Source organism: Massilia genomosp. 1 (assembly GCF_011682185.1).
Classification (GTDB): domain Bacteria; phylum Pseudomonadota; class Gammaproteobacteria; order Burkholderiales; family Burkholderiaceae_D; genus Telluria_A; species Telluria_A rubra.
Genome location: NZ_WHJF01000005.1, coordinates 13,710 through 35,464 on the forward strand (window position 1 = coordinate 13,710; position 21,755 = coordinate 35,464).

Here is a 21,755-nt window from a genome sequence, read left to right on the forward strand (position 1 = left end):
GCACGCCAACGCGCCTCTGGCCGGTATCGCAGTCCCATCCTGTATCAGGGCGGGCGTCAAAGACGGTCCAGCGTCTGCATCCATGGCGGTGTCGGCACCTGCCAGCGCGCATAAAATGCCTCCAGCCGCTGCCGTGTCGTGCTCACTTGCCCGGGCGCCGGCGCCGCCTTGCGCAGTTTGAAGCAGCGCACCGCCGTATCATAAAACACCGCGTGCCGGGCCGGTTTCGCCGGGTCCGCATCGAACGACTCCACGAAGCGAGCCAGCGCGTGCGGATAGCCGGCCCAGCCGCGCATCCTGGCCATCATGTGCCAGTCGGTGCCGTACATCAGGCGTCGATACGTCAACTCCGTACCGCTCTTGCTTAGCGGACCGCTGAACAGCTTGCGTGCGCGCTCGACATCGTCGCCGGTTCCCATCAACTCGGTCCGATAGGCCAGGTCGGCGTACACGTTTTTCCCTTCATCCCTGCCCATCAACGCGACGAATTGATCCGGCCAGCGATCGTCCCCGGCGTAGTGGTTGCCGCCGAAATGCGCCGCATGGATCGACAGATTCGGAAATGCCCTGGCCACTGCGCTCCAGTTGAGCGGTCCCGGCAAGGCATCGTGCTGCCTGTCGCGCCCCATCGAGTGCGCGGTATGGGACATGACGGGGACGCCGTATTTTTCGCACAGCGCAAACAGTGCAGCCATGCGCTTGCGGACTTCTTCGCCGTCGGGAAATTTATAGTGGCCACCAATCTTCGGATCGCCGCCCAGCGGCAGGAAACCCATCGGCGGATACACCTTGACCCCCACGAAGCCGCGATCGCGAATGGCTTCTTCCACCAGCGCCAGCGACGCATGATTGTTCAGGATATCGGTCCATGGGTTGTAGCCGACGATCGGCAGCACGTAGCCGCCCGAGAGGACCGCCAGTTGTTCGTGCAGCAGCATCTGGTCGCGCTTGGACGAGATCGTGTCCGGGCAACCGAGCCAGTGGTCGAAGTCGACCATCGACGGGAAACAAGCGTCGACGCCGGCGGCACCGTCATCAACCGAATAGCCATGCTGGAACTTGCGCAAGTTGTGGTGGCGCGGCGATAGCATGACGCCAATGAAGGCAATGATGCTGCCGGGATCGTCGCGCTCCAGGTCCGGGTTGGCCAGGCCATCGAGCGGACTGCCGAACGCGCGGTCAACCGCTCGTGACAGCCGGTCCACGTCGCGCGAAATCGGCGGTCCGGTCAGCGTGTTGGCTTGCCCCTCCAGCCGTCGGCTCCGGTAGCGGGCGTCGGCTTCGTCGAGCGAGCGCCCGAAATCGCTGTCCTTGGCGGCGCTGACAATCGCGGCCACGATGCGCTGCTGGTGCTCTGTGATATCGGCATCGATCAGGCCGATCAACGCTTGCTGTGCCGCACCTGGCGCAAGGCCACGTGCATGTGCCAACAGCGTGGCGATCTTATCCATTTCGTCGGCGCACGAAATGGCGATGCGGTTCGCAAGCGCTTCCACTACCGGCGCCGCCGCCCTGACAGCGGCCTGCAGGGCTTCCGGAAATTCGTGCGCAATCGGACCTGCCAGGTAGCCCTTGACCGGGACATCGCTTGCATTAAAGAAATGGGCATGCACGTCGAACAGCAGCGGGATCGACTTGGGCGCAATCCGCGCCGGCTTGAACGGAAACTGCCCGCTCGGCTGGAGTGCGACCGCTGGCCGGCCCGGTAGGGGGCAACGACAGCCGACCAAGGGAAACATCGCCCCGAACGAGGTTTTCAGCAACAGACGGCGCTTGGCGCTGGCACGGATTTTCATAAGCCTCCTGAGGGTGAAGAAACGAATCGCCCGTCCAGGATGGCAATTCCCTGACGGGCGTAGTAGCTGCCCAGTTCGCCGCATGCTTGTTCGTGGCGCGCCACAAACCAGGCGTCGTAGTCGGCCCACAACCATGCTGCGCGAGCTGGTGAGGCCGCACTGTCGAGCACTGTCCCGGCCGCCGCGATCCCGGATTCGAGCGCGTTGACGATTCCTTGCCCCCACGCAGGGTCGAGCCGGCCGGCGGCTTCACCGGCCATCAGGACAGCGCGCGCGGCCAGCGGACGGGTCAGCTTCCAGCTGGCGTCGAAGGCGCTCACCGAGCCGGGAACCGAGCGGCGTGCAAGCTGCCTCGTCGTGTCGTGCGGCGCCGAGCGAACATGCAAGCTGGTCCACGTCAGCGCGCCACTTGCGGCGCTGGCGAACCAGGACCAGCCATCGGCACGGCCTTCGAAGCGGGTTGCGCCGCGCATGGGAAGGGCCGCGTCGGCATTGATGAGGCCGGTATGCACGACGAAAGCCGGCGAACACGGCCTCGACACATGGCCCAGCCGGCGCGCCAGCACCCGCGCATAGCCGGTCGCGTCGATGACGGCGCGCGCATGCAGCCGCGCGCCACTCCTGGTGATCACCCCCACCACATGGCCATCGTCGACAATGACATCGCCGACCGGGTCGAAGTGGACTGGAATTCCAGCTTGCATCGCGATATTCAACAACTCCCGGTCGAATTTTTCGCGGTTGACGTGGTAGCCGTAGACCGGCAGCAGACCGCAGGCGGAAAACGTGTGGGTGGCGGAGCCTGACGCAATCCGGTCGAACAGGGCCTCGGTGCAGGCGTCAAGTACCGCCGTCGCGCCCAGCTGTGCCAGTAGTGGCATGACTTTCGGGTGCAGGCTGTGCATCGGGCTGGGTCGGGTGCGCGCCGGCGTTGGCGGCCTGGTCACGATGCAAGCTTGCAGTCCACCTTGCAAGCATGTGATGGCAGCAGCCAAGCCGGCCGGACCGGCGCCCGCAATCACGACCTCGCAGGCGCGCAGGGCCGCCATCAATGCACATGCCAGGAGGAAGGCGCAAGGCCGCCCGGGGTCTGGATGGCGGTCCACGCCAGCTTCCAGTCATCCGGATTCGCACTTGTTTGCGCCAGTTGGCACACGAATACCCTCTTGCAACTGGCGATGCGGCGCGTGCTCGCTTTGCCGGCAGCGTCCCTGCAAGCGCTGGCGCCCTCCGCAAAGACGAAGAGCAAGCCGCGGCCGGACACGGGGCCGAGCCGCGACGTGGTCGCCCACAGCTTGTCGTTGCCGACCATCTGCTTCGGGATGCCATGGCCGAGGGCGCCGAGGTTCCAGTCCGGCACAAGTTCGGCGCTGACCAGCCACAACTCCGACAGCCGGACCTGCTTGAACGGCGAGTAGGACGGCAAGTAGCGAATACAGGTGCGCAGCGCGCCCATGCGGCCGATCAGCTCCTCGGCCTGGATGTTTTGCAGCGCGTCCATGCGCATCGTATTGTGTTCGCTGAAGAAATTGCGAACATAGTCTGCACGGCCAATGTCGGTGAAATTGACTTCCAGTACGCCATTGTCGACAATCAGAAACGGGCCGCACTCGCCATCCCACCCGGTCGAGGCCAGCGAGGGCTGGTCTTGTGCGGCCGGACTTGTGCTGTGTATGCCCAGCTCGCTATCGAGCAGGGGAACTGCGGTCGGCGGTCGACGGGTGAACGTTTTGGTGGTCGCCGACAGCACCAGCGTATACACGCCTTCCAGACTGGGCGAAAAGGTGCGTGCGGCATCGGGTGAGGAGGCCGGCCACATGCCATTGGCCGCAGCGCACAGTTTCATATCTTCCGGAAAAGGCGAGCCCAGACCGAAGGATGCGAAATAGAACTGCTTGTTGGTTCCGGTATTCGAATACGTGATGTCCCATCCAGGCGCAAACACATTCGATGCCGTGTCGGGCAGGGAGTTGCTGCTCTCGTAGTCGCGCAACACGTGCAGCTTGGCGGCCACCGCTGCCGCCGATACCACCGCCGTCACCGTTAACGCCGTATCGGGGCGGATCGTCTCGCCTTTCGGGAAGCGCAGCGGAAACGCGCGTCGCATCGTCCCGGGGAGCAGCAGATGTGGATTGGCCCGGACCCGGGCGCCGCTGACCGTTTCGGTGCCACCCTCGAGGAAATGATCATCGTATTTGTGGAGGTCGATGCCATCAACCGACTGCAGGAAGTCGGGGGCCGAGACGAGTGAAAAGGCGGGCAGGAATGGCCGCGCCAGCAGTTGCTCGAAGTTGAGCGCAGCGGCATTCGGCACGCACTGCGCCGGCGACAGGTCCGCGCTGACGCAGCCGTCGCACAGATTATCCTGGAACAGTGCAGCCCAGTATTCGCCTGTTTTGATCTTCCCTTCCCAGTCCGCTACGCCGCAGCCGGGTCCCAGGTAGGTCACCGATTCGCCGTCGGATTCGGATACCTGGTAGCGGATGTTCACGAAGGTCGGCCCGTTGCGCGGCGCGACGAAGCTGGTATTGGTGCGGATGCCGCTAAACACGATGTCGTCCACGCCAAAGCCCAACGCTTCCCGCACCGGATTTTCGATTACCTTGAGCGTGGTATAGCGCCGGTTGCTGATCTTGTTGTTGAACTCACCGTAGAATGCGGGCACGCGAAAACGCAGGCGTTCGCGCTTGCCGTTGATACGCTGGGCGGCTTCGCGCACCATCGGCCCCGGGAAGGGTTCCAGCAATACCGACGAGGCAAGGGGCAGCAGCGATACGAGTTGCTGGTCGGTGCCGAAGGTATTGTCGCGCTGGAGCGGGGATGTGCTTGCGGTCGTGCTGCAGGTAACACGCAGAAACGGTGGCTGGGTTTCCTGGAATGCCACGCTCGCGGGTAGCACCAGAGGTTCATCACCGATCACCCGCATGCTGAGCAGGCGTGCCAGTTTCTCGTCACGGTGGTACTGCTTGAAAATCACCTGGCGGCCTTGCAACAGCGGGTCGCCGGTAACGATTTTACGCACCGGCAGCAGGAACTGATAGCGCCAGTCGCGCAAGTGCTCGCCAATGAAATAGGCCTTGTCCTGGTCGACTACCTGCGCCAGGAACAGTGCGAAGCGGGCCGGCGTCACGGACGCGTTCTGGGTCCCGCTCAGGCCAGGCTCTTCCGGCGCCGGGATATTGCTGAAGCGGCGATGCGGCCTGTCCCAATGGTGGCGCGTCGTGCCGACCCGGCTCACTCCGGTGCGCGAGTACACCATGTCGGCGTGATGCCTGTGCGGCGTTTTTGCACCCGGCCGGAATTCGTAGGCGAACACGGCGATTGCATACTTGTCGAGGTCAAGGAGGCTGTCATCCAGCGGCGCGGCGACGAAGATGTAGTTTTCAAGGTCTTCCAGCTGCGCCAGGGAGGCATAATGCTCCTTGGGCGTACCCGAGGGCAGCCTGACGCGCGGACTGGCCAGCGCAAAGTACAGCAAGCTCAGGGCTGGTTTGCCGGGTTCGATCAGGCGCTTGCCGCCAAAATCTTCGAAACCGGCGACCGAGCGGATCTTTGCCAGTTCTTTTCCCGAACAGGTGCGCAGCAAGCTCGCGGCAGCGTCGTCCAGCCTGGCGGGAATGAGGACATTGAGCGACGTCGACAAGAAGGAGCGCCAGGGCGTGGCGCTGTCGAGCCAGACAAGCAGCGCATCCATCTGCGCTGCCAACGCCGGGCCGACATCGGGCAGTGCCAGCCGTTCCAGATCGGGCCGGGGCGGCGTCACCGCACATGCGCTCACTGCGCCCAAGGCGGCGACAGTGGCGATGAATTCTCTTCGCAGCATAGGTTCCCTCCAAGAGTTAATCTCAGGAAAGCAAATAGAGAATATGATGGAATTGTCGAATAGTAAACATTAATCAGGACTTTCCAGATGACGACGTGGCGGCGCAACATCAGACGCGCAATCTCGCCCCATGTCCGGCACTGTCCCAGGCGGACCGCTCAATCTGGATACGTCGTCGATGGCGGCGTCGTGGAAGTTTGGCGTCGTCGCCTGCACATTCATGTGCCGAACACGCAAACGCGCCGGATTCCCGATGGTTGCGACACAATCCCACACAAACAGACTCATCTGTTGTTTTGCAGCATCGGCCCATACGGAGCGCCGGCAGGGGCGTGCATCCGGCAGCGCCTACTTGCACGTAAATACACACCAATTATTTTGCAGCAATAAAACTGACAGTCAAGGCGTTGTTCAGTTACTATGGTTTGTGGTTATATAACGCCTGATTGAGGAAGCAATCCTTATGGGTAGTATTTCTGCGGCGGTAGCGGCAATGGCGCTCAGCCGACAACACAATCGCCTCATGCGCCTGACTTTTCCGCACGCGGACGGGCCGGACGATGTGCTGCTGGCCAACCGGCTCGAGGCGCGTGAGGAACTTTCGCGCGACGTCGAGTACACCGTCGAAGTGCTTTCCGAGTCCTGAAACCGTGGCTGGCCTACCTCAAGCTGCGCCGCGACAACTACGTTTTCCACGACACCACCGTGCGCGAGCAGACCACCAGCATCTTCGACGATTACGGCACCCATCCCGACTGGGATTGCCGCCTGCGCGCGCCCGAGCCGCGCATGACCATGGCGTGCCAGTTCGCCGAAGACGACCACAATTACCTGCACCGGCGCTGGGAAGCGGCCGGCTGGCATTACTGGTACGAACACAGCGCCAGCGGGCACAAGCTGGTGCTGTCGGACGACTCGCCCCAGGCCGCGCCGATCGACGGCAAGCCGGAAGTGCGCTTCCAGCGCCACGGCGGCGCGCTGGAAGAAGAGGCAATCGGCGAATGCTCGCCCGTGCGCGACCTGGTCGCGGCCAGCATCGCGCTGTCGCGCTTCGACTTCAAGCATCCCCATCCGGCCCATGTCGACGTGCCGACCGTGAACCTGCAGGGCAGCGTGCTCAAGATCGAATCCTACGAATACACCGGCGCCTACGGTTTTCCCGACAGCGCCGCCGGGGCCGACCAGGCCCGCCTGCGCATGGAAGAAACCGAAGCGAGCGGCAAGCATTTTTCCGCGCGCGGGAACAACCGCTTCAGCATGCCCGGCCGCAGCTTCCGCCTGGACGGACATGTCCATGACGACGCCGACGGCGCCGGCCGGAACGAATTCCTGATCGTCGGCCTGCATCATTCGATCAGCAACAATTATCTGCAGCAGGTCGATACGCCGGCCGAGTACAGCAAGCGCTTCACCTGCATCCGCAAGCGCATTCCCTGGCGTCCGGGACGCGGCTACGACAGCCGCGCCACGCGCATCCTGGCGCCGCAGACGCCCACCGTGGTCACTCCGGGCGGCGACGATGTGTTTACCGATGCCTGCGGCCGGGTGCGGGTGCAGTGCCACTGGGACCGCGTGGGCGGCAACCCCGACCGGCCCATCGTTTCGGGCGCGGTCTATAACGAAAACAATATGCCGCCGTGGCAGGTGGCGGACCAGAAAGCCCTGATGGGCATCCGCAGCCGCGAACTGACGCCAGGCGGCGGCAATACGGCCGGCGGGCGCAGCAACCATCTGGTGCTGGACGACTCGGGCGGGCAGATCCAGGCCCAGCTCAAAAGCGACCATCAGCACAGCCAGCTGTCGCTCGGCCATATCACCCGCATCGAAGACAACCTGGGCCGTAAGGACAGTCGCGGCGAAGGCTTCGCGCTGGAAACCAACGGCGCCGGCGCCCTGCGCGCCTCGCGCGGCCTGCTGCTCTCGACCGACGGGCGCACGCGCGCCGTCGGCGGCACCTTGAGCCGCGACGAGCTGGTGCGCTGCCTGGAGCAGGCGGTCGGCGCGCTCGGCCACGGCAGCGGCGACGAAAGCGCCGCCACAGGCCGCATGCCGGGCGGGGCGCCGGTCATCGCGATCACGGCCGCGGCCGGCATCGCCAGCGCCACGCCGATGGACCAGACCCACTTCGCCGGCAAGAACATGGACACGGTGGCGCGCCACAACCAGCAGCACTACGCCGGCAAGTCGATCCTGCACACGGCCGGCAAGGATATCGAACAGTTCGCGCTCGACGGCGACATCCGCAGCATCGCCAACAAGGGCAAGATCGTCCAGCAAGCCCAGCACAACGCCATCGAGATCACGGCCGACAAGAGCGTCACCATGCTCTCGACCAAGGAGCAGATCCTGATGGCGGCCGAGAAGCACATCACGCTCACCAGCGGCGGCGCCTACATCACACTGTCGGGCGGGAATATCGACATCGTTTGTCCGGGCACGCTGACCTTCAAGTCGGCCTCGCGCTTGTTTACCGGGCCGGGCAACATGAAGCAGGACATGCCGGCCTTCGAGGTGGGCGACACCGGGCGCAAGTTCATGCTGCACCGCGATGGCGACCAGCTCGACAAACTCGACAAGCACAACTATCAAATCAAGCTCGACGACGGCCAGCTTATCGAAGCCAAGACCGGCAAGGATGGCTTGACCGCACTGGCCGAAAAAGACGCGATGCGGATCGCCGACACCAAGGTCTGGAAGGACAAGGCATGAGCAAGCAGGACAATCTGGTCGTCCCCGGCAATGAAGAGCAGATCCTGCTGACCAGCAAGTCGACAGCGGGCATTCCGATCAAGCGCAGCATGCCCTGCATCACCATCCTGGTACACGGCGTCAACGATGTGGGCGAAGCCTTCGCCAGGCAGGAAGCCGGCCTGTGCGCGGGCCTGAACGCGCGCCTGCAGCGCCAGGACATCCTGGCCGGCGAGTGGGCCTTGCCGCCGCAGAAAAAGACCGGCGACTATGGCGCGCAGGACGTCCATCCCGATCCCGACAAGGTGTATTTCCAGCGCAAGCCCGACCAGGGCACCTCGTCGGCGATCCCGTTTTACTGGGGGTTTCGCGAAGAGAGCGCGCAGGCCGACACCGAACAGCCGCACAAGGAATACCTGGACCGCTACGGCAACCGCCTCGACAAGCGCTTCGGCAAGAACGGCGGGCCGTTCGCCAACGCCACCACGAATATTCCCGACATGTTCGGCCAAGGTTTTCGGCGCAACCGGGCGATCCGGCGCGCCGATCCGGACGACGGCACCCATCCACTGCTGAGCGCGCCGCCAAGGACCTATATGGTGCTGGCGGCCAAGCGCCTGGCCGCGCTGCTGCGCAGCATCCGCAAGAAGTCGCCCAACGAGCCGGTCAATATCATCGCGCACAGCCAGGGCTGTTTCGTCACCCTGCTGGCGCACGCCATGCTGGGCAAGGAAGGCGCCGGCGTCAAGGCCGATACGGTGGTGCTCAACAATCGGCCGTACAGTCTCGAAGAACCGTTCATCGAAACCTTCCAGACCGGCGGCGAGCAGCAGAGCGCGCATGCGCGCGAAGAAACGCTGCGCAAGATCGTGGCCGACTTCATGACCACCGCGCCGGCCACCGTGCCCGCTTTTGCCAGCCTCAAGACCGAGGGCGAGGGCGTGGTCGGGCGCCTGTGGGAAGCGGCCGCCAGACTGGAGCGCGACAAGCGCGGCAAGGTGTTCCTCTACTTCAGCCCGGACGACGCCACCGTCGGCCTGCCCAACATCCAGGGCATCGGCTGGTGGGGCGTGTACGAAGCCATGCGCCAGAAGCTGGGCAGCCGCTTTTACCAGCGCATGTTCGCTTCGCCGCTGGGCAAGAATGCCGACGCCCCGCCGGCGCCGGACATCGTCGCCATGCTCAACGGCGAGATCGGCGCCGCCGAACGCGACGTCATCAATGGCAATTTCCATTACCATTCGGCTGACGGTTTGCATCCGGGCAAGCTGCCGGCGTTCACCGATGCCTGCACCGTGACGACCCTGGCCCCGTTCGTGATTTCGGAAACAACCGAGCAGCGCTTCGAAGAAAACCAGCGCCGCAACCATCAACATGCCTTTCCCCGTGGAGGACAACATTGAAGCTCGTTCAACATCGCAGCTCCCTCCTGCGGTCGCCGCGCGGGGTCTTGCCGGCCCTCGCCATCATGGGGGTGTTGCTGTCGGCCAGCGGCTGCTTCACGGCCTTTACCCCGAAACGCGAATTTTGCACCGGCGACCCCAAGGATACCTCGCTGCCGCTATGTAAGCCGAAGGCGCCCCAGTAATGTCCCGGACGGCGCCGCCTCCCCTGGCAAGGAGGGCTCCGCGCGCCTGGGCGCTCGCCGCCTTGCTCGCCGCGCCCGCCTGGGGCGCTGCGCCGACCCTCATCAACAAGATGGACCCTCTTATGTCGCAGACGCAAACAGGCAGCACATTTCCGCCGATCGCGTCGCTCGAACTGGTCGGCGTCGGCGTTGCTGTCGAAACCTGGCGCAACCACCCCGACTATCCCAAGGCCAAGCTGTGGCAGGCGGTGCAGGACAGCAACGGCAGCTACATCGTCTCGCAAGACCCGAAACACTATCCGAAGACCTTGCCGGAATGGCAGATGATGGCGTCCAAGCGCAACCTGGACACGATCGACGCCGCGGTGCGCGAATTCATGGACCGCTATCGGCTGCCGATCTCGGTGGTCGCGCCCTCCTTCGGCGAGCCGGACGAAGGCCCGGCACGCGAACTGAGCCGCAAGTCGAACGCGCACAGCGTGGTCGTCACCACGGTCGGCGGCCCGTACACCGCGCCGGGGTCGTTCCGCGAGTTGCTGACCCAGAGCGGCCAGGTGCTCAATTCCTATCTGAACGACGAACCCGACGCGCTGTGGCAAACCCTGTTCGCCACCTTCGAGCAGAATGCGGACGTGCCGGCCATCGGCGTGGCCGCCAAGGACAGCGCCATGCACCGCGCCCTGAGCTTCAAGCGCAGCGATCCGCCGCGCTACGAGAAACTGGCGGCCGAGCAGGTCTACCGCCCCAAGCAGGCGCGCGTGGTCAGCGACAGTTTCGCCATGCTGGTGCTGGCGCAGCGTTCGCGCGTCGAGCGCCTGCGTCCGTTCGCCCCGTTCGTGAGCGATACCATGGTGGTCAAGAATCGCGGCGGCCGCTTTTCGCGCAACTGGTCGGAGTTTGCCGGCTGGAAGAAAAATCCGCCCACGCCGTTTGTCCCGACCCCATTCCTGGCCAAGCCCTGGACCGCCTTCCAGGTCGCGCAGTTCGACCACCTGGAACACTTCGGCACGGTGCACCGCCCGCTGGTGGTGTCCTACCTCGACGACGCCGGCAAGCCGGTCAAGGCGCTTGAAAAAGCAGCGCGCATGCAAAGCGCCCTGCGCGCCGCGCTGGCCCCGCTGGGCGGCAAGCCGCCGGCGCGCATTTTCTACGACTACGGCAGCGTCTGGGACGACCGCCGCGGCGGCGAGCGCTTCGTGCCGCTGGTGCAGGGCCTGCACGCCATCGATGACGACATCGACCTGCTCGACCCCAAGCGCGGCTTCGACCTGGCGCGCATCCTGGGCGACACCGGCGCCGCCAGCAGTTTTGTCGGCGTGGCGCTGGCCTCGATGGCGGGACGCCAGAGCGGCGGCGCCACCCTGGTGGCCAACCTGCGCCGCAACGATGGCGCCACCTTGCTGCTGGTCACACCGCCATCGGCCGAACAGATAACAAACGACGCGGCCGTCAAGCGCCCGTATTTCCCGTCCACCGCCGGCGTGAAGGATACCTTCTGATGGAGCGTCCTGTTTGCTGCGAAGGCGACATGACCACCCACGGCGGCAAGGTCATCAAGGCCAGCGGCAGCTTTACCATCGACGGTCGGCGCGTGGCCCGCGTGGGCGACCTGGTCAGCTGCCCGCTGCACGGCGTCAACCCGATCATCGAGGGCGATGGCGCGACCCTGGACGAAGCGATCCCGCTCACCTTGCACGGCCACAAGAGCGCCTGCACCAGCATGGTCATCTGCACCGTGAACGCCATCGTCGATGCCTAAGCCACTCACCCCGGAACCGTCCCATGTCCACCAACAGCACTGAAACCTACTTGCAGCACGACCTGGGCGGCGTGCTTGCCAGCCCGTCCGGCGCCGAGCACCTGGCCCCGCTGCGCCCCGAACCACTGGCGGTGGTGGTGGTCGCCGCCGAGGCGCCTGCGCCCGCCACCGGCGCCGGCGTGCCGCCAGCGGCGGCCGAACCGGCGGGGCGGGTGCTGCAGGTCGTGGTCGGCGCCAGCGTGGTGGGCTGCGCCGCCGCCGGCCTGTTTGCCTGGCTTCGTTGAGCCGGTCACCGCGCCTGGGCCTGGCGGCGTCACACGCCCGTCTATCCCCTTTGCCAAAGGCGTGAAAGACAGCGTCTGAACTACATCGCCCGGACAGGTGTACGAAGGCGCGGCTGACCGGCAGTTCGCGCTGGCAACCGCGCATGCGCACGAACAGGCGGGCGCCCTCGTCACGCCGGGTGCCGTCCAAAAACGCCAGGTTGATCAGGGTGGAACGGTGCATCTGCCAGAACTGCTCCGGTACAGCTGCGCCGCCAGCTCGGTGAGCGGGGTGCGGATCAGGTGTTCGCCGGCCGCCGTGGTCACCACCGTATATTTGTCGTCGGTGTGGAAGAACAGCACGTTCTCCACCGCGACCTGGAACGTCAGCTCGCCTTGCCCGGCCCGGATATAGCGCAGGCGCGGCTGCGCGGCAAGCGCCAGCAAGCGCCAGCAAGCGCCATCTTGACCGGCTTGAGCACATAATCGAGCGCGGCGTGCTCGACGGCCTCGACCGCATGGCTGTCGTAGGCGGTCACGAAGACCACCCTGGTCGGTCCTTCGATGCCCTGCGCCACCTCCAGTCCGGTCGGCCCCGGCATCTGGATGGAAACGGCCCGCAACTACCTGCTGTTAATGCAGATCCGGATGGGCAGCCGGCTGGCGTCTTCCATTGACGCCAGCGAGGCCGCGCGCCAGGCGCTGATGCCGCCCCTGCTGTTGCAGCCGCTGGTCGAAAACGCCGTGCAGCACGGCGTCGGCCCCAGGCTGGAAGGCGGGCGCGTGCGCATCAGCGCAGTGGTGCGCCATGGCGTGCTCAAGATCGTGGTGGACGACGATGGCGTCGGCCTCGGCCTTGGCCTCGGGCACGCGCGCCGCAGCGCCGGCAACGGCGTGCCGCTGATCAATATCCGGGCGCACCTGGAAACCGGTTTCGGCGAACGCGCCGCGCTGCTCATCGCACCGCTGGCGCAAGGAATGCGCGCGACGATGAGCATGCCATTCCGGCCGGCGTGGCCGCAACCGGCTTAGCGCACCTGTGCTTCGAGCCCCGCAGCACCCGATTGTTCGGGAAAGGGAGGAACACTTTTCTCCTCCCCAGGCTTGAGTCCCCTGACATGCTCAAGTATCTTTACATGCATCGGATCGCCAGGCTGATAGTTGAATCGGGCATGACCGACACTCCCTTCCGTTTCAGCTCGTAAATTCAATACAATGGAGCGATCATCCAGCATTCTCGCTGTGCCAATGGCTTGTGCGGATTGCTTTGCTACCGTCGCCGTTCTTTGTTGATGTTCAAGCGGACGCGCACGCTCCCCACAGCCTGACATCGTTTGGAGAGCGCACAGTGCAAGGAACGTTGGCACTATCAAGATTTTCATGGACCTTTTCTTGGTGGGCGCACGGACAGCATTCCCGTTGCGCAATCATACCGGTGCCCCGCTTCACGCAGCATCCCGCGCTTGCCAGGCCGGGGACATTGTTACAGGTATCCCCTCCAAATGGCGAAGATATCGCTCTTGCCGTTGCGGTCGGTCGTGGCCGGTCTGGAAATACGCCACCATGCGCGCCAGCTCGCGTGCCTGGCCCCGCATCGCGCCGGACGCCGCCGCCGCCTCGTCCACCAGGCTGGCGTTCTGCTGGGTCACCCCGTCCAGCGCCCGGATCGCGCTGCCGACCTGGCCGATGCTGTGCTCCTGCCCGCTGGTGGCCACGCTGATCGCGCCCATGATCGTGGTCACCTTCTGCACCCGCAGCATGATCTCGTCCATGGTGGCGCCCGCCGCTTGCGCCAGCGCGCTGCCGTTGGCGATCTTGGCCGACGAATTGCCCAGCAAGGCATGGATATCGCGCGCCGCCGCCGCCGAACGCTGCGCCAGGCTGCGCACTTCCGCCGCCACCACCGCAAAGCCCCGGCCCTGCTCGCCCGCGCGCGCCGCCTCCACCGCCGCGTTGAGCGCCAGGATATTGGTCTGGAACGCGATGGCGTCGATCACGCTGGTGATGTCGGCGATTTTCTTGCCGAAGTCGTTGATGTGCGTCATCGTGTGCATGACTTGCGCCACCACCCGGCTGCCCTCGCGCGCCACGCTCGACGCCGACTCGGCCAGTTCATTGGCCAGGCGCGCGTTGGCGCTGTTCTGGCGCACGGCCTCGGTCAGCGTTTCCATCGACGAGGCGGTTTCTTCCAGCGCGGCCGCCTGCTGCTCGGTGCGCCCCGACAATTCGAAATTGCCTTCCGCAATCTCGCGCGACGCCAGGTCGATCGCCAGCGCGCCCTCATGCACCTTGCCGACCGTGCTGGCCAGCCGCGCCGACATATCGGACAGGGCGGTAAACAGCTGGCCGATTTCATCGGCGCGCGCGTGCTCGATCGCCATGCGCAGGTCGCCTTGCGCCACGCGCTCGGCCAGCCCCACCGCGCGCTTCAGGGGCGTGACGATGCCGCGCGTGAGCATCCACGACAGCAGGGCCGCCACGGCCAGCGCGGCCAGCCCGAGCCCGACCAGCAGCTTGCGGCTGTGGCGGAACTGAACCGCCGAGGCCGCCGCCAGCGCCTGCGACTGCGCGCTCTGGTGCCGCAAGGCCGCGTCCATCGCCGCCACATAGGCGTTGAAGGTCGATTCGAGCGTGGTCTCGGCCAGGGTGGCGACATCTTGCGTGCGCCCGATTTCCTTGAGCCGGAATACCTCGCCGCGCACCGCCGCGTACGCTTGCTTGCGCTGCACCACGCTCTGCCACAGCTGGCGCTCCTCCAGCCCGGGCGCGAGCGCGGCCAGGCGCTGTTCGGTTTGCAGCAGCGCCTTCTCGCCGGCGTCGAGCTGGGCCTGGAAATAGTCGGCCACTTCCAGGCTGTCGCTGCGCGCAATGGCCGAGGTGCGCGCGCCGTTCAGGCGCGCCGTCGCCAGTTGCTCCGACAGCGCCTGCTGCCTGGCCAGGTGCACATCCACCAGGCTCGTCATTGCCTGTTCGGCCGCCTGCTGGCGCCACAGCGAGGCGCCGGTCATGCCGGCCATGATCAGCAGCACCAGGGAAAACGAGCCGACCACGCGGGTGCCGGTGGAAAAATGGGGAATCTTCATGGATGTCTCACACAACATGCGAATTTGCACGGACATCATGCACGCGGACTATGACATGGCAATTACTTCTTGGAAATTAAAGTGATCAAAAAAACATTGTCTCGACATGGATTTGTGCCGGATTGTTTCCAGTGCCGCTTTGGACACGTTCACCGCGATCTCGGGCACTTCCCCTACATCGCGCGGAAACACCGAAAAGGTCTAATAACGCCATTCACAAGCACATCCGTCCATCGTTCGTCCGCAACGCCGCCTGCGCCATGCTCATGGCGGGCGCGGAATTGTCGGCGCCCGCAACGGAGCTTGGCAGTTCAGGGGTCTCGGACATGGCAATCTTTTCATTTTGGCTACAGGAACGATATTTTACATGACGGGCACACGTCCTCAGAACGACACCTTCACTGACGCCGACGGCGCACCGGTCTTACTGCGCTTTTTTATAGACGCCCTGCGACAAGCCCGATGCCTCATCGGGAATCAAGCCATCGTTGCCAGCGGTCAATTCCATTGATTTGAAGGCGGTCATGGCCGAAATCGGATTGGTCAACCGAAAACCGGCAATGCGGGCGCTGGCGCGCTCGGGAGGCACCGCCACCCATTGCCACGCATCCTGGCTGCCACGGCGACGCAGGCCGGTACGGGACCAGACCTCGCCGGCCGGCATCGTCACGATCGCCTGCCCGTTTTTGGGATCGGTGCCGCTCACCGTTGCGCTCTTGCCCGACTGGGCTTCGAATCTGAGCTCGACATCCTTCACATAAAAATCGTCTGCGCGGACCACTGCGACCCAGGTGCCGGCCTGCGGCTCTTCTCTGGCTTGAAGTCGGCTTCTTTCTCCAGGCGAAACAGCATCGGCCCCGGTACCGACGTCAATACCACGCGCTCGTTCTTGATTTCCCACACGCCCTCGGTTCCCTGGTCGAGGTTGCCATAGGCGAGCATGTACTGGAATTTTCCATTTTTGCCGAGCCATATCTCGGAACCAACTTCCATGACGCCTTTCAGGAAGTAATTGCCGGGCAAGCTATCTTTATCGAGTGCTTGCGCGGACGAGGTCAGGCAGGCGGTGGCCAGGACGAGGGCGGAAAAGAGTGGGAGTTTACGCATGACAATGGTTTCATTGTAATGACAGGAAGCCCCATTTTACGCCAGCGGCATGGCGCGATCCTGCTCCTGGCCGGCTTTGGCAACATCGTCGTTCAGCGGCAGCGCCACTTCCAGCCCCGTGCCAAGCACATGGCGCCGAAGCTCAGGTCGTCCGAGGCCGGCCGGCGTGCCCGCTTCACGACGCCTTGCCGGTGGCGCGAGCGCGCAGGTAGCGCCGCAGCGCTTCGCTCGGGGTCTTGAGCGCGGCGGCGCAGCGCCCGGCGTCGCCGCCGTGGGTGGCCAACGCCGCGTCGATCTCGGCCGGCGCAATCTGGCCGACCTGGCGGATCGCCGGATGCGCCTCCATCAGCTTGTACATCGACGGGCGCGACACGCCCAGCGCCAGCGCCGCATTGCGGATCAGCCAGCCGTTCGCCTCGAGCGCGTCGAGCACCGCCTGTGGCCCCAGCTTGGCCGGCCGGGTGCGCGCCGGCCGGCTGGCCGCGCCCGGCGCCAGGGCGTCGAAATCGGGCGCCTGGCCGGCCTGCGCGGCGCTCATGGCGCGCTGCACCACGCTGCCGAGCTGGCGCACATTGCCGGGCCAGTCGTAGTTGCACAGCTGGCTCATGAACGCGGCCGGCAGCTCGGGCGCGCTGCCGGTGCGCGCGCTCCAGGCCTGCATGAAGTGCAGCGCCAGCACGCCGATGTCGCAGCGCCGCGCGCGCAGCGGCGGCAGATGCACCACCAGCGCTTCCAGGCGGCGCAGCAAGGCCTGGTTGAAGCTGCCGTCGTGCAGGTCATGGTCGCTGGCCCCGATCAGGCGCGCCCTGGCCGCCTCCTTGAGGCGCGCGCCGGACGGGCGGTACTCGCCCGTTTGCAGCACGCGCCGCAGCATTGCCTGCACCACCGGCGGCGCAAAGCCTACTTTATCGAGAAACACGACGCCGTCGCCGGCCTGCGCAAATGCCCCCGTGCCGGCGCCGAACAGGTCGGACTCCGCCTGCAACTGGCCGGCGGTCGCCATGTTCACCGCCACCATCGGGCTGCGGCAGCGCGCGCTGGCCTGGTGGATCGCCTGCGCGGCCAGTTCCTTGCCGCTGCCCGCTTCACCGAGCAGCAGCACCGGCAGCTCGGTCCCGGCCACCTGGCGGATCAGCTCACGCACGCGGATCGCGGCGCTGCTGACCCCGCGCACCGATGCGATGGCGCTTGGCTGCGGCAGGCGGTCCATCCAGTGTACGCACAGCAGCACCACGCCACCGAGGCCGATCACCAGGCCGGCATCGACCTGCTCGGGCGTGCAGCGCGTTTCGGGCGCGGCCAGCATGGCGCCGTTCAGCTCCACCCGCATGCGGCTTTGCGGCAGCAGCAGGCTCACGCCATCGTCGCGATGGCGGCGCAGGCGCAGCGAATCGCGCGCGATGCGGCGGTGATCGAGCGGCGCGCGCTCGCCGGCCAGGGCGCCGAACAGCGGCGCGAAGCGGTTCACCGCGATGTCGGCAACGTTGTTCGGCGCCCTGGGCGCGATGAACTGCTCGCCGATGCGCTCGCGCTCGGGATGCCACAGGATGGTCAGCGCCAGCATTTGCGCGGCGCGCCCGGACGGCAGCGGGACCGGCGAGGCCAGGGTGTTTTCGGCGTCGAGCAGGGAAAAGGGTGCGTGCATGTCAGTCCTGCGCCAGCAGGCGGTAGCCGACGCCGGTTTCGGTCAGCAGGTAGCGCGGCTGCGCCGGATCGTCTTCGAGCTTGTGGCGCAGGTGGCCCATGTAGATGCGCAGGTAGTGGCCATCCTCGGCGTGCGACGGGCCCCACACCTCGCGCAGCAGCTGCGGATTGGTGACCACGCGCCCGGCATTGGCCACGATCACCGACAGCAGGCGAAATTCGGTCGGGGTCAGATGCACGTGCCGGCCGCCCTTGCTGATGCGGCGCGCCTGCAAGTCCACGCTGACGTCGCCGAAGCGCACCAGCGCGGCCGGAGCGGCGCCCGCCTTGCGCTGGCGGCGCAAGGTGGCGCGCACGCGCGCCTGCAGCTCGCCCACGCCGAACGGCTTGGTCAGGTAATCGTCGGCGCCGGCGTCGAGCGCGCGGATCTTGTCGGCCTCGCCCACCCGCGCCGACAGCACGATCACCGGCACCGACGACCAGGTGCGCAGGTCGGCGATGAAGGCGATGCCGTCGCCGTCGGGCAGGCCCAGGTCGAGCACCACCAGGTCCGGCGTGCGGGTACCGGCGTCGATCAGGCCGCGCTCCATGGTGGCCGCTTCGAACACCACCCAGCCCTCGTCTTCGAGCGCGGCGCGCACGAAGCGGCGAATCTGCGGCTCGTCTTCGACCAGCAGGGCGGTGGGGGCGGGATCAGTCATCGGGCAAGTCAAGGCTTTCTGGTTCGGGGCCGGGAGGTGGAGTCCCGAGCGGCAATGTAAACACAAGCGAGGCGCCGCCGGTGGGCGACGCGCCAGCCTCGATTTTACCGCCATGTGCCTCGATGATCGCGCGACAGATCGCCAGCCCCAGGCCGACGCCCGGTTTGGCCGACTCGCGCTCGCCGCGCGCGAACTTGTCGAACAGGGTCTCGGCGCGGCCGGCCGGAAAACCAGGGCCGTTATCGCGCACCGTCATTTGCAGCGACGCGCCAAGGCGCGCGCCGGCAACCACGATGGTCGAACCGGGCGGCGTGTACTTGGCCGCGTTCTCCAGCAGGTTGTACAGGACCCGTTCGATCAGCACCGCGTCGAAGCGCACCAGCGGCAAATCGGGCGCCAGTTCGGTGCGCACGATATGCGCGCGCAGCGGCGCGGCGCAGGCGCGCAATGCGCTGCCGACCACTTCTTCGAGCGGCTGCCACTGCATGTTGAAGGTGACCTGGCCGCTCTGGATGCGCGCCATCTCCAGCAGGTTGCTCACCAGGGCGCTCATGCGCAGCGCTTCCTCGTGCAGGATGCCGGCCATTTCGCGCTGCGGCGCGGTCAGCGCGGGCGTGGAGGCGGCCAGCGATTCCGACAGGCCGACCAGCAGGGTCAGTGGCGTGCGCAGGTCGTGCGAGAGCGCCGCCAGCAGCGAATTGCGCAGGCGTTCGGATTCCATGTTCACCAGCGCGTCCTGCGCCACCTCGATGTAATGCACCCGTTCGAGCGCGATGGCGGCCAGCGCGGCGAAGGTGTCGAGCTGCTGGCGCTGCTCGGGTATGAGCATCCAGCGCTGCTGCTCGGGTGCGATGGCCAGCACGCCGCGCGTGCGCATCGGGGCCACCAGCGGCAGGTAGAACAGGGGACTGGCCGGCAAGGTGCCGGTGCCCAGGCCCGCGCTTTGCGCATGGTCGAACGCCCATTGGGCCACGCCCAGGTCGGCGCTGGCGCCTGGCACGGCTTGCAGGCGGCCGTCGGCGTCCGGCACCAGCAAGGTGGCGCTGGCGCGGAAGGTGCGGGCGATGGCGTCCCTGGTGGTGTCGACAATCTGCCCGGTCTGGAGCGCGCCGGAGAGCTCGCGCGCGAATTCGTACAGCGCGCGCGAACGGCGCTCGCGATGCGCCGCCACGCGCGCCTGGAAGCGCAGGCCGGCCGTCAGGTGGCCGGTGATCAGGCCCACCGCCAGCATCACGCCGAAGGTGATCAAATATTCGAGGTCCGAGACAGCGAAGTCGAAGCGTGGCGGGACGAAGAAAAAATCGAAGCAGGCGATGCACAGGCAAGTGGACAGCACCGACGGCCCGCGTCCGAAGCGCACCGCCACCAGCAACACCACCAGCAGGAACAGCATGGCGATGTTGGCCAGGTCGACGTAGCCGACCAGGGGCGAGAGCAGCAGCGCGGCAGCCAGGCTGGCCGCACCCGACCAGGCGTAGGCTTCGGCGCGGCGCTTGCCGCTGTCGATGGCCAGCGTGACGGTGTTGGTCTCGGCGGCGGGCGCGGCCTCGCGCGGCTTGCCGGCGCCGACTTCGACCTGGTCGATGTCGGGCGCCAGGCTGGCGATACGGGCGTGGTGCGGCTGCCGCCACGGCCACGCGGTATGCGCGCGCGCCAGCACCAGCTTCGACATATTGTGCTCGCGCGCATAGTCGACAATGGCCGCGGCGATGTCGCGCCCGGCCAGCACCGCCGTGGTGGCGCCCAGCTCCTGCGCCAGGCGCAGCGTTTTCAGGGTCAGTTCGCGCTGCGCCGCCGGCTTGCGTTGCAGGGCCGGCGTTTCGACGTACACAGCGTGCCAGTCGGCGCCCAGCTGGCCGGCCAGGCGCGCAGTGCTGCGCACCACATGCTCGGCATCGGCGCGCGGCCCCACGCAGGCCAGCAGCGCGCCGCCGGTCTTCCAGACCGTGTCGATCGACTTTTCGATGCGGTAGGCGCGCACGTCGTCCTCGACCCGGTCGGCGGTGCGGCGCAGGGCCAGCTCGCGCAGGGCGATCAGGTTCCCTTTGCGGAAGAAGTTTTTCGAGGCGCGTTCGGCTTGTTCCGGCTGATACACCTTGCCGCTGCGCAGGCGCGCCAGCAGTTCGTCGGCCGGCAGGTCGACCAGCACCACTTCGTCGGCGCGGTCGAACACGGTGTCGGGCACGGTTTCGGCCACGCGCACGCCGGTGATGCCGCCGACCACGTCGTTCAGGCTGTCCAGGTGCTGCACGTTGACGGTGGTGAAGACGTCGATGCCGGCCGCCAGCAGCTCCTCCACATCCTGCCAGCGCTTGGGGTGGCGCGAGCCGGGGGCGTTGGAGTGGGCCAGTTCGTCGACCAGGATCAGGGACGGGGCGGCGGCCAGGGCGCGATCGAGGTCGAATTCGTGCAGGGTCTTGCCACGGTGGGACAGCGTGCCTGGTTCGAGGCGGTCAAGGCCGTCGAGCAGGGCGGCGGTGTCGGCGCGGCCGTGGGTTTCGAGCACGCCGACCAGCACAGCGAGGCCGTCGGCGTGCAGCTTGCGGGCGGCGGCCAGCATGGCATAGGTTTTGCCGACGCCGGCCGAGGCGCCGAAGTAGATGCGCAGCTTGCCGCGCGCCGCCTTGCGTTCCTCGGTCTGGACCTGGGCCAGCAGGGCATCGGGGTCAGGGCGTTGGGAGTCGGTTGGGGACATGGCCGCCTTTGTTACGAATGTTACCGAGTATACGCCGCATCGAGCGCAAGGTTCAACGCCAGCACATTCACCCGCGCCTCGCCGAACACGCCCAGCACCGGCGTGATCGCCTTTTCCTTGATGATCGCCTCGACCCGCTCGCGCGGGACCTTGCGCGCGAGCGCCACCCGGCCCGCCTGATACTGCGCCGCCGCCAGGCTGATCTCCGGATCGAGCCCGCTGGCCGATGCCGTCACCAGGTCCACCGGCACCAGGGCCGTATTGCCCGGGTCAAGCGCCCGCAGCGCGGCCACCCTGCCCTTGACCGCCTCCACCAGCGCCGGATTGAGCGGCCCCAGGTTCGAGCCCGAACTGGCGCCCGCATTGTTGGCCATCGGCCCGGTCGCCGACGGCCGGCCCCAAAAATACCCCGGCGCCGAAAACGACTGCCCGATCAGGCTTGAACCGACCGTCTTGCCGTCGCGCGTGACTAAACTGCCGCGCACCTGGTCCGGAAAAGCGACATATCCGATCCCGGTCACCGCCAGGGGATAGAGCACGCCCACGGCCAGGGTCAGTGCGCCAAAGAGCATGATGGCGGGGCGAAAAGTGGTTTGCATGACGTGTCC

Annotated in this window: 20 protein-coding genes and 1 pseudogene; 8 read left to right on the plus strand and 13 right to left on the minus strand. The window is 66.2% G+C overall.

The annotated features are described in order from the left end of the window. Nucleotides 1-56: 56 nt before the first annotated feature. Genes F1735_RS02885 through F1735_RS02895 form a run of 3 tightly spaced genes read right to left on the minus strand, consistent with a single transcriptional unit; the run spans nt 57 to nt 5,619 of the window. On the minus strand, nt 57-1,796 hold the full coding sequence (locus F1735_RS02885; RefSeq protein ID WP_167235523.1) for an amidohydrolase family protein: 1,740 nt from the start codon (nt 1,794-1,796) through the stop codon (nt 57-59). Continuing rightward, on the minus strand, nt 1,793-2,845 hold the full coding sequence (locus F1735_RS02890; protein WP_229505609.1) for an NAD(P)/FAD-dependent oxidoreductase: 1,053 nt from the start codon (nt 2,843-2,845) through the stop codon (nt 1,793-1,795). Before F1735_RS02890 ends, F1735_RS02885 begins: the two co-directional genes overlap by 4 nt. Beyond that, on the minus strand, nt 2,845-5,619 hold the full coding sequence (locus F1735_RS02895; protein ID WP_167235525.1) for a hypothetical protein: 2,775 nt from the start codon (nt 5,617-5,619) through the stop codon (nt 2,845-2,847). The genes F1735_RS02890 and F1735_RS02895 overlap by 1 nt, the downstream gene beginning before the upstream one ends. 523 nt (nt 5,620-6,142) lie before the next feature. On the opposite strand from F1735_RS02895, the gene F1735_RS37385 reads away from it, so the two are divergent. From F1735_RS37385 to F1735_RS02925, 7 genes are read left to right on the plus strand one after another with little or no spacing between them, the layout of a single operon-like run. Next, nucleotides 6,143-6,265, plus strand: coding sequence for a hypothetical protein (locus F1735_RS37385; RefSeq protein WP_267876641.1), 123 nt, complete (start codon nt 6,143-6,145; stop codon nt 6,263-6,265). Between the two features lie 23 nt (nt 6,266-6,288). Next, nucleotides 6,289-8,328, plus strand: coding sequence for a type VI secretion system Vgr family protein (locus tag F1735_RS02900; RefSeq protein WP_229505610.1), 2,040 nt, complete (start codon nt 6,289-6,291; stop codon nt 8,326-8,328). After that, complete coding sequence (locus tag F1735_RS02905; RefSeq protein WP_167235527.1) at nt 8,325-9,710, plus strand: T6SS effector phospholipase Tle3 domain-containing protein; 1,386 nt, start codon at nt 8,325-8,327, stop codon at nt 9,708-9,710. Before F1735_RS02900 ends, F1735_RS02905 begins: the two co-directional genes overlap by 4 nt. Further along, nucleotides 9,707-9,895 (plus strand): hypothetical protein, encoded by a 189-nt coding sequence (locus F1735_RS02910; RefSeq protein ID WP_167235528.1) that lies wholly within the window; start codon nt 9,707-9,709, stop codon nt 9,893-9,895. The genes F1735_RS02905 and F1735_RS02910 overlap by 4 nt, the downstream gene beginning before the upstream one ends. Further along, the gene (locus tag F1735_RS02915) at nt 9,895-11,394 is read left to right on the plus strand and encodes a type VI lipase adapter Tla3 domain-containing protein (RefSeq protein WP_167235529.1); all 1,500 of its coding nucleotides are present in this window, start codon (nt 9,895-9,897) and stop codon (nt 11,392-11,394) included. Before F1735_RS02910 ends, F1735_RS02915 begins: the two co-directional genes overlap by 1 nt. Continuing rightward, nucleotides 11,394-11,654: a PAAR domain-containing protein gene (locus tag F1735_RS02920; protein WP_167225113.1), complete on the plus strand. Its 261-nt coding sequence runs from the start codon at nt 11,394-11,396 to the stop codon at nt 11,652-11,654. The genes F1735_RS02915 and F1735_RS02920 overlap by 1 nt, the downstream gene beginning before the upstream one ends. Nucleotides 11,655-11,677: 23 nt before the next feature. Continuing rightward, nucleotides 11,678-11,938 carry a hypothetical protein gene (locus tag F1735_RS02925; protein WP_167235530.1) on the plus strand — a complete coding sequence of 87 codons (261 nt, stop codon included), beginning with the start codon at nt 11,678-11,680 and terminating at the stop codon, nt 11,936-11,938. A gap of 160 nt (nt 11,939-12,098) precedes the next feature. Here F1735_RS02925 and F1735_RS36295 read toward each other — a convergent pair. Together F1735_RS36295 and F1735_RS36300 are read right to left on the minus strand one after the other, a co-directional pair. Further along, nucleotides 12,099-12,289 (minus strand): annotated as a pseudogene (locus F1735_RS36295) (LytTR family transcriptional regulator DNA-binding domain-containing protein); the annotation flags it as partial. A 14-nt stretch (nt 12,290-12,303) separates the two neighbouring features. Further along, on the minus strand, nt 12,304-12,519 hold the full coding sequence (locus tag F1735_RS36300) for a LytR/AlgR family response regulator transcription factor (RefSeq protein WP_229505601.1): 216 nt from the start codon (nt 12,517-12,519) through the stop codon (nt 12,304-12,306). 4 nt (nt 12,520-12,523) lie between these two features. Here F1735_RS36300 and F1735_RS36305 point away from each other — a divergent pair, with 4 nt between their 5' ends. Next, the gene (locus F1735_RS36305; protein ID WP_229505602.1) at nt 12,524-12,949 is read left to right on the plus strand and encodes a sensor histidine kinase; all 426 of its coding nucleotides are present in this window, start codon (nt 12,524-12,526) and stop codon (nt 12,947-12,949) included. Here the strand turns inward: F1735_RS36305 and F1735_RS02935 are convergent. The 8 genes from F1735_RS02935 to kdpC form a co-directional block, all read right to left on the minus strand. Beyond that, a complete protein-coding gene (locus tag F1735_RS02935) occupies nt 12,946-13,299 on the minus strand; it encodes a hypothetical protein (RefSeq protein WP_167235531.1) in 354 nt (117 codons plus the stop codon). The two genes, F1735_RS36305 and F1735_RS02935, sit on opposite strands and share 4 nt — an antisense overlap. A gap of 63 nt (nt 13,300-13,362) precedes the next feature. Beyond that, on the minus strand, nt 13,363-15,000 hold the full coding sequence (locus F1735_RS02940; RefSeq protein ID WP_167235532.1) for a methyl-accepting chemotaxis protein: 1,638 nt from the start codon (nt 14,998-15,000) through the stop codon (nt 13,363-13,365). 424 nt (nt 15,001-15,424) lie between these two features. Further along, on the minus strand, nt 15,425-15,781 hold the full coding sequence (locus F1735_RS02945; RefSeq protein ID WP_167235533.1) for a hypothetical protein: 357 nt from the start codon (nt 15,779-15,781) through the stop codon (nt 15,425-15,427). Then, the gene (locus F1735_RS02950; RefSeq protein ID WP_167235534.1) at nt 15,754-16,107 is read right to left on the minus strand and encodes a hypothetical protein; all 354 of its coding nucleotides are present in this window, start codon (nt 16,105-16,107) and stop codon (nt 15,754-15,756) included. The genes F1735_RS02945 and F1735_RS02950 overlap by 28 nt, the downstream gene beginning before the upstream one ends. Nucleotides 16,108-16,282: 175 nt before the next feature. Next, a complete protein-coding gene (locus F1735_RS02955) occupies nt 16,283-17,752 on the minus strand; it encodes a sigma 54-interacting transcriptional regulator (RefSeq protein WP_167235535.1) in 1,470 nt (489 codons plus the stop codon). Between the two features lies 1 nt (nt 17,753). Further along, the gene (gene kdpE, locus F1735_RS02960) at nt 17,754-18,452 is read right to left on the minus strand and encodes a two-component system response regulator KdpE (protein ID WP_167235536.1); all 699 of its coding nucleotides are present in this window, start codon (nt 18,450-18,452) and stop codon (nt 17,754-17,756) included. After that, complete coding sequence (locus F1735_RS02965) at nt 18,445-21,147, minus strand: DUF4118 domain-containing protein (protein ID WP_167235537.1); 2,703 nt, start codon at nt 21,145-21,147, stop codon at nt 18,445-18,447. The genes kdpE and F1735_RS02965 overlap by 8 nt, the downstream gene beginning before the upstream one ends. A 20-nt stretch (nt 21,148-21,167) precedes the next feature. Next, complete coding sequence (kdpC, locus tag F1735_RS02970) at nt 21,168-21,746, minus strand: potassium-transporting ATPase subunit KdpC (protein WP_167235538.1); 579 nt, start codon at nt 21,744-21,746, stop codon at nt 21,168-21,170. Nucleotides 21,747-21,755 lie beyond the last annotated feature (9 nt).

Coding starts and splice junctions, on each gene's coding strand:
- F1735_RS02965 (WP_167235537.1), bottom strand. CDS start 21,147: ATGTCCCCAACCGACTCCCAACGCCCTGACCCCGATGCCCTGCTGGCC.
- F1735_RS02895 (WP_167235525.1), bottom strand. CDS start 5,619: ATGCTGCGAAGAGAATTCATCGCCACTGTCGCCGCCTTGGGCGCAGTG.
- F1735_RS02940 (WP_167235532.1), bottom strand. CDS start 15,000: ATGAAGATTCCCCATTTTTCCACCGGCACCCGCGTGGTCGGCTCGTTT.
- F1735_RS02955 (WP_167235535.1), bottom strand. CDS start 17,752: ATGCACGCACCCTTTTCCCTGCTCGACGCCGAAAACACCCTGGCCTCG.
- F1735_RS02950 (WP_167235534.1), bottom strand. CDS start 16,107: ATGCGTAAACTCCCACTCTTTTCCGCCCTCGTCCTGGCCACCGCCTGC.
- F1735_RS02905 (WP_167235527.1), top strand. CDS start 8,325: ATGAGCAAGCAGGACAATCTGGTCGTCCCCGGCAATGAAGAGCAGATC.
- kdpC (WP_167235538.1), bottom strand. CDS start 21,746: ATGCAAACCACTTTTCGCCCCGCCATCATGCTCTTTGGCGCACTGACC.
- F1735_RS36300 (WP_229505601.1), bottom strand. CDS start 12,519: ATGCCGGGGCCGACCGGACTGGAGGTGGCGCAGGGCATCGAAGGACCG.
- F1735_RS02925 (WP_167235530.1), top strand. CDS start 11,678: ATGTCCACCAACAGCACTGAAACCTACTTGCAGCACGACCTGGGCGGC.
- F1735_RS02890 (WP_229505609.1), bottom strand. CDS start 2,845: ATGGCGGCCCTGCGCGCCTGCGAGGTCGTGATTGCGGGCGCCGGTCCG.
- F1735_RS02885 (WP_167235523.1), bottom strand. CDS start 1,796: ATGAAAATCCGTGCCAGCGCCAAGCGCCGTCTGTTGCTGAAAACCTCG.
- F1735_RS36305 (WP_229505602.1), top strand. CDS start 12,524: ATGGAAACGGCCCGCAACTACCTGCTGTTAATGCAGATCCGGATGGGC.
- F1735_RS02920 (WP_167225113.1), top strand. CDS start 11,394: ATGGAGCGTCCTGTTTGCTGCGAAGGCGACATGACCACCCACGGCGGC.
- F1735_RS02935 (WP_167235531.1), bottom strand. CDS start 13,299: ATGAAAATCTTGATAGTGCCAACGTTCCTTGCACTGTGCGCTCTCCAA.
- F1735_RS02915 (WP_167235529.1), top strand. CDS start 9,895: ATGTCCCGGACGGCGCCGCCTCCCCTGGCAAGGAGGGCTCCGCGCGCC.
- F1735_RS37385 (WP_267876641.1), top strand. CDS start 6,143: ATGCGCCTGACTTTTCCGCACGCGGACGGGCCGGACGATGTGCTGCTG.
- kdpE (WP_167235536.1), bottom strand. CDS start 18,452: ATGACTGATCCCGCCCCCACCGCCCTGCTGGTCGAAGACGAGCCGCAG.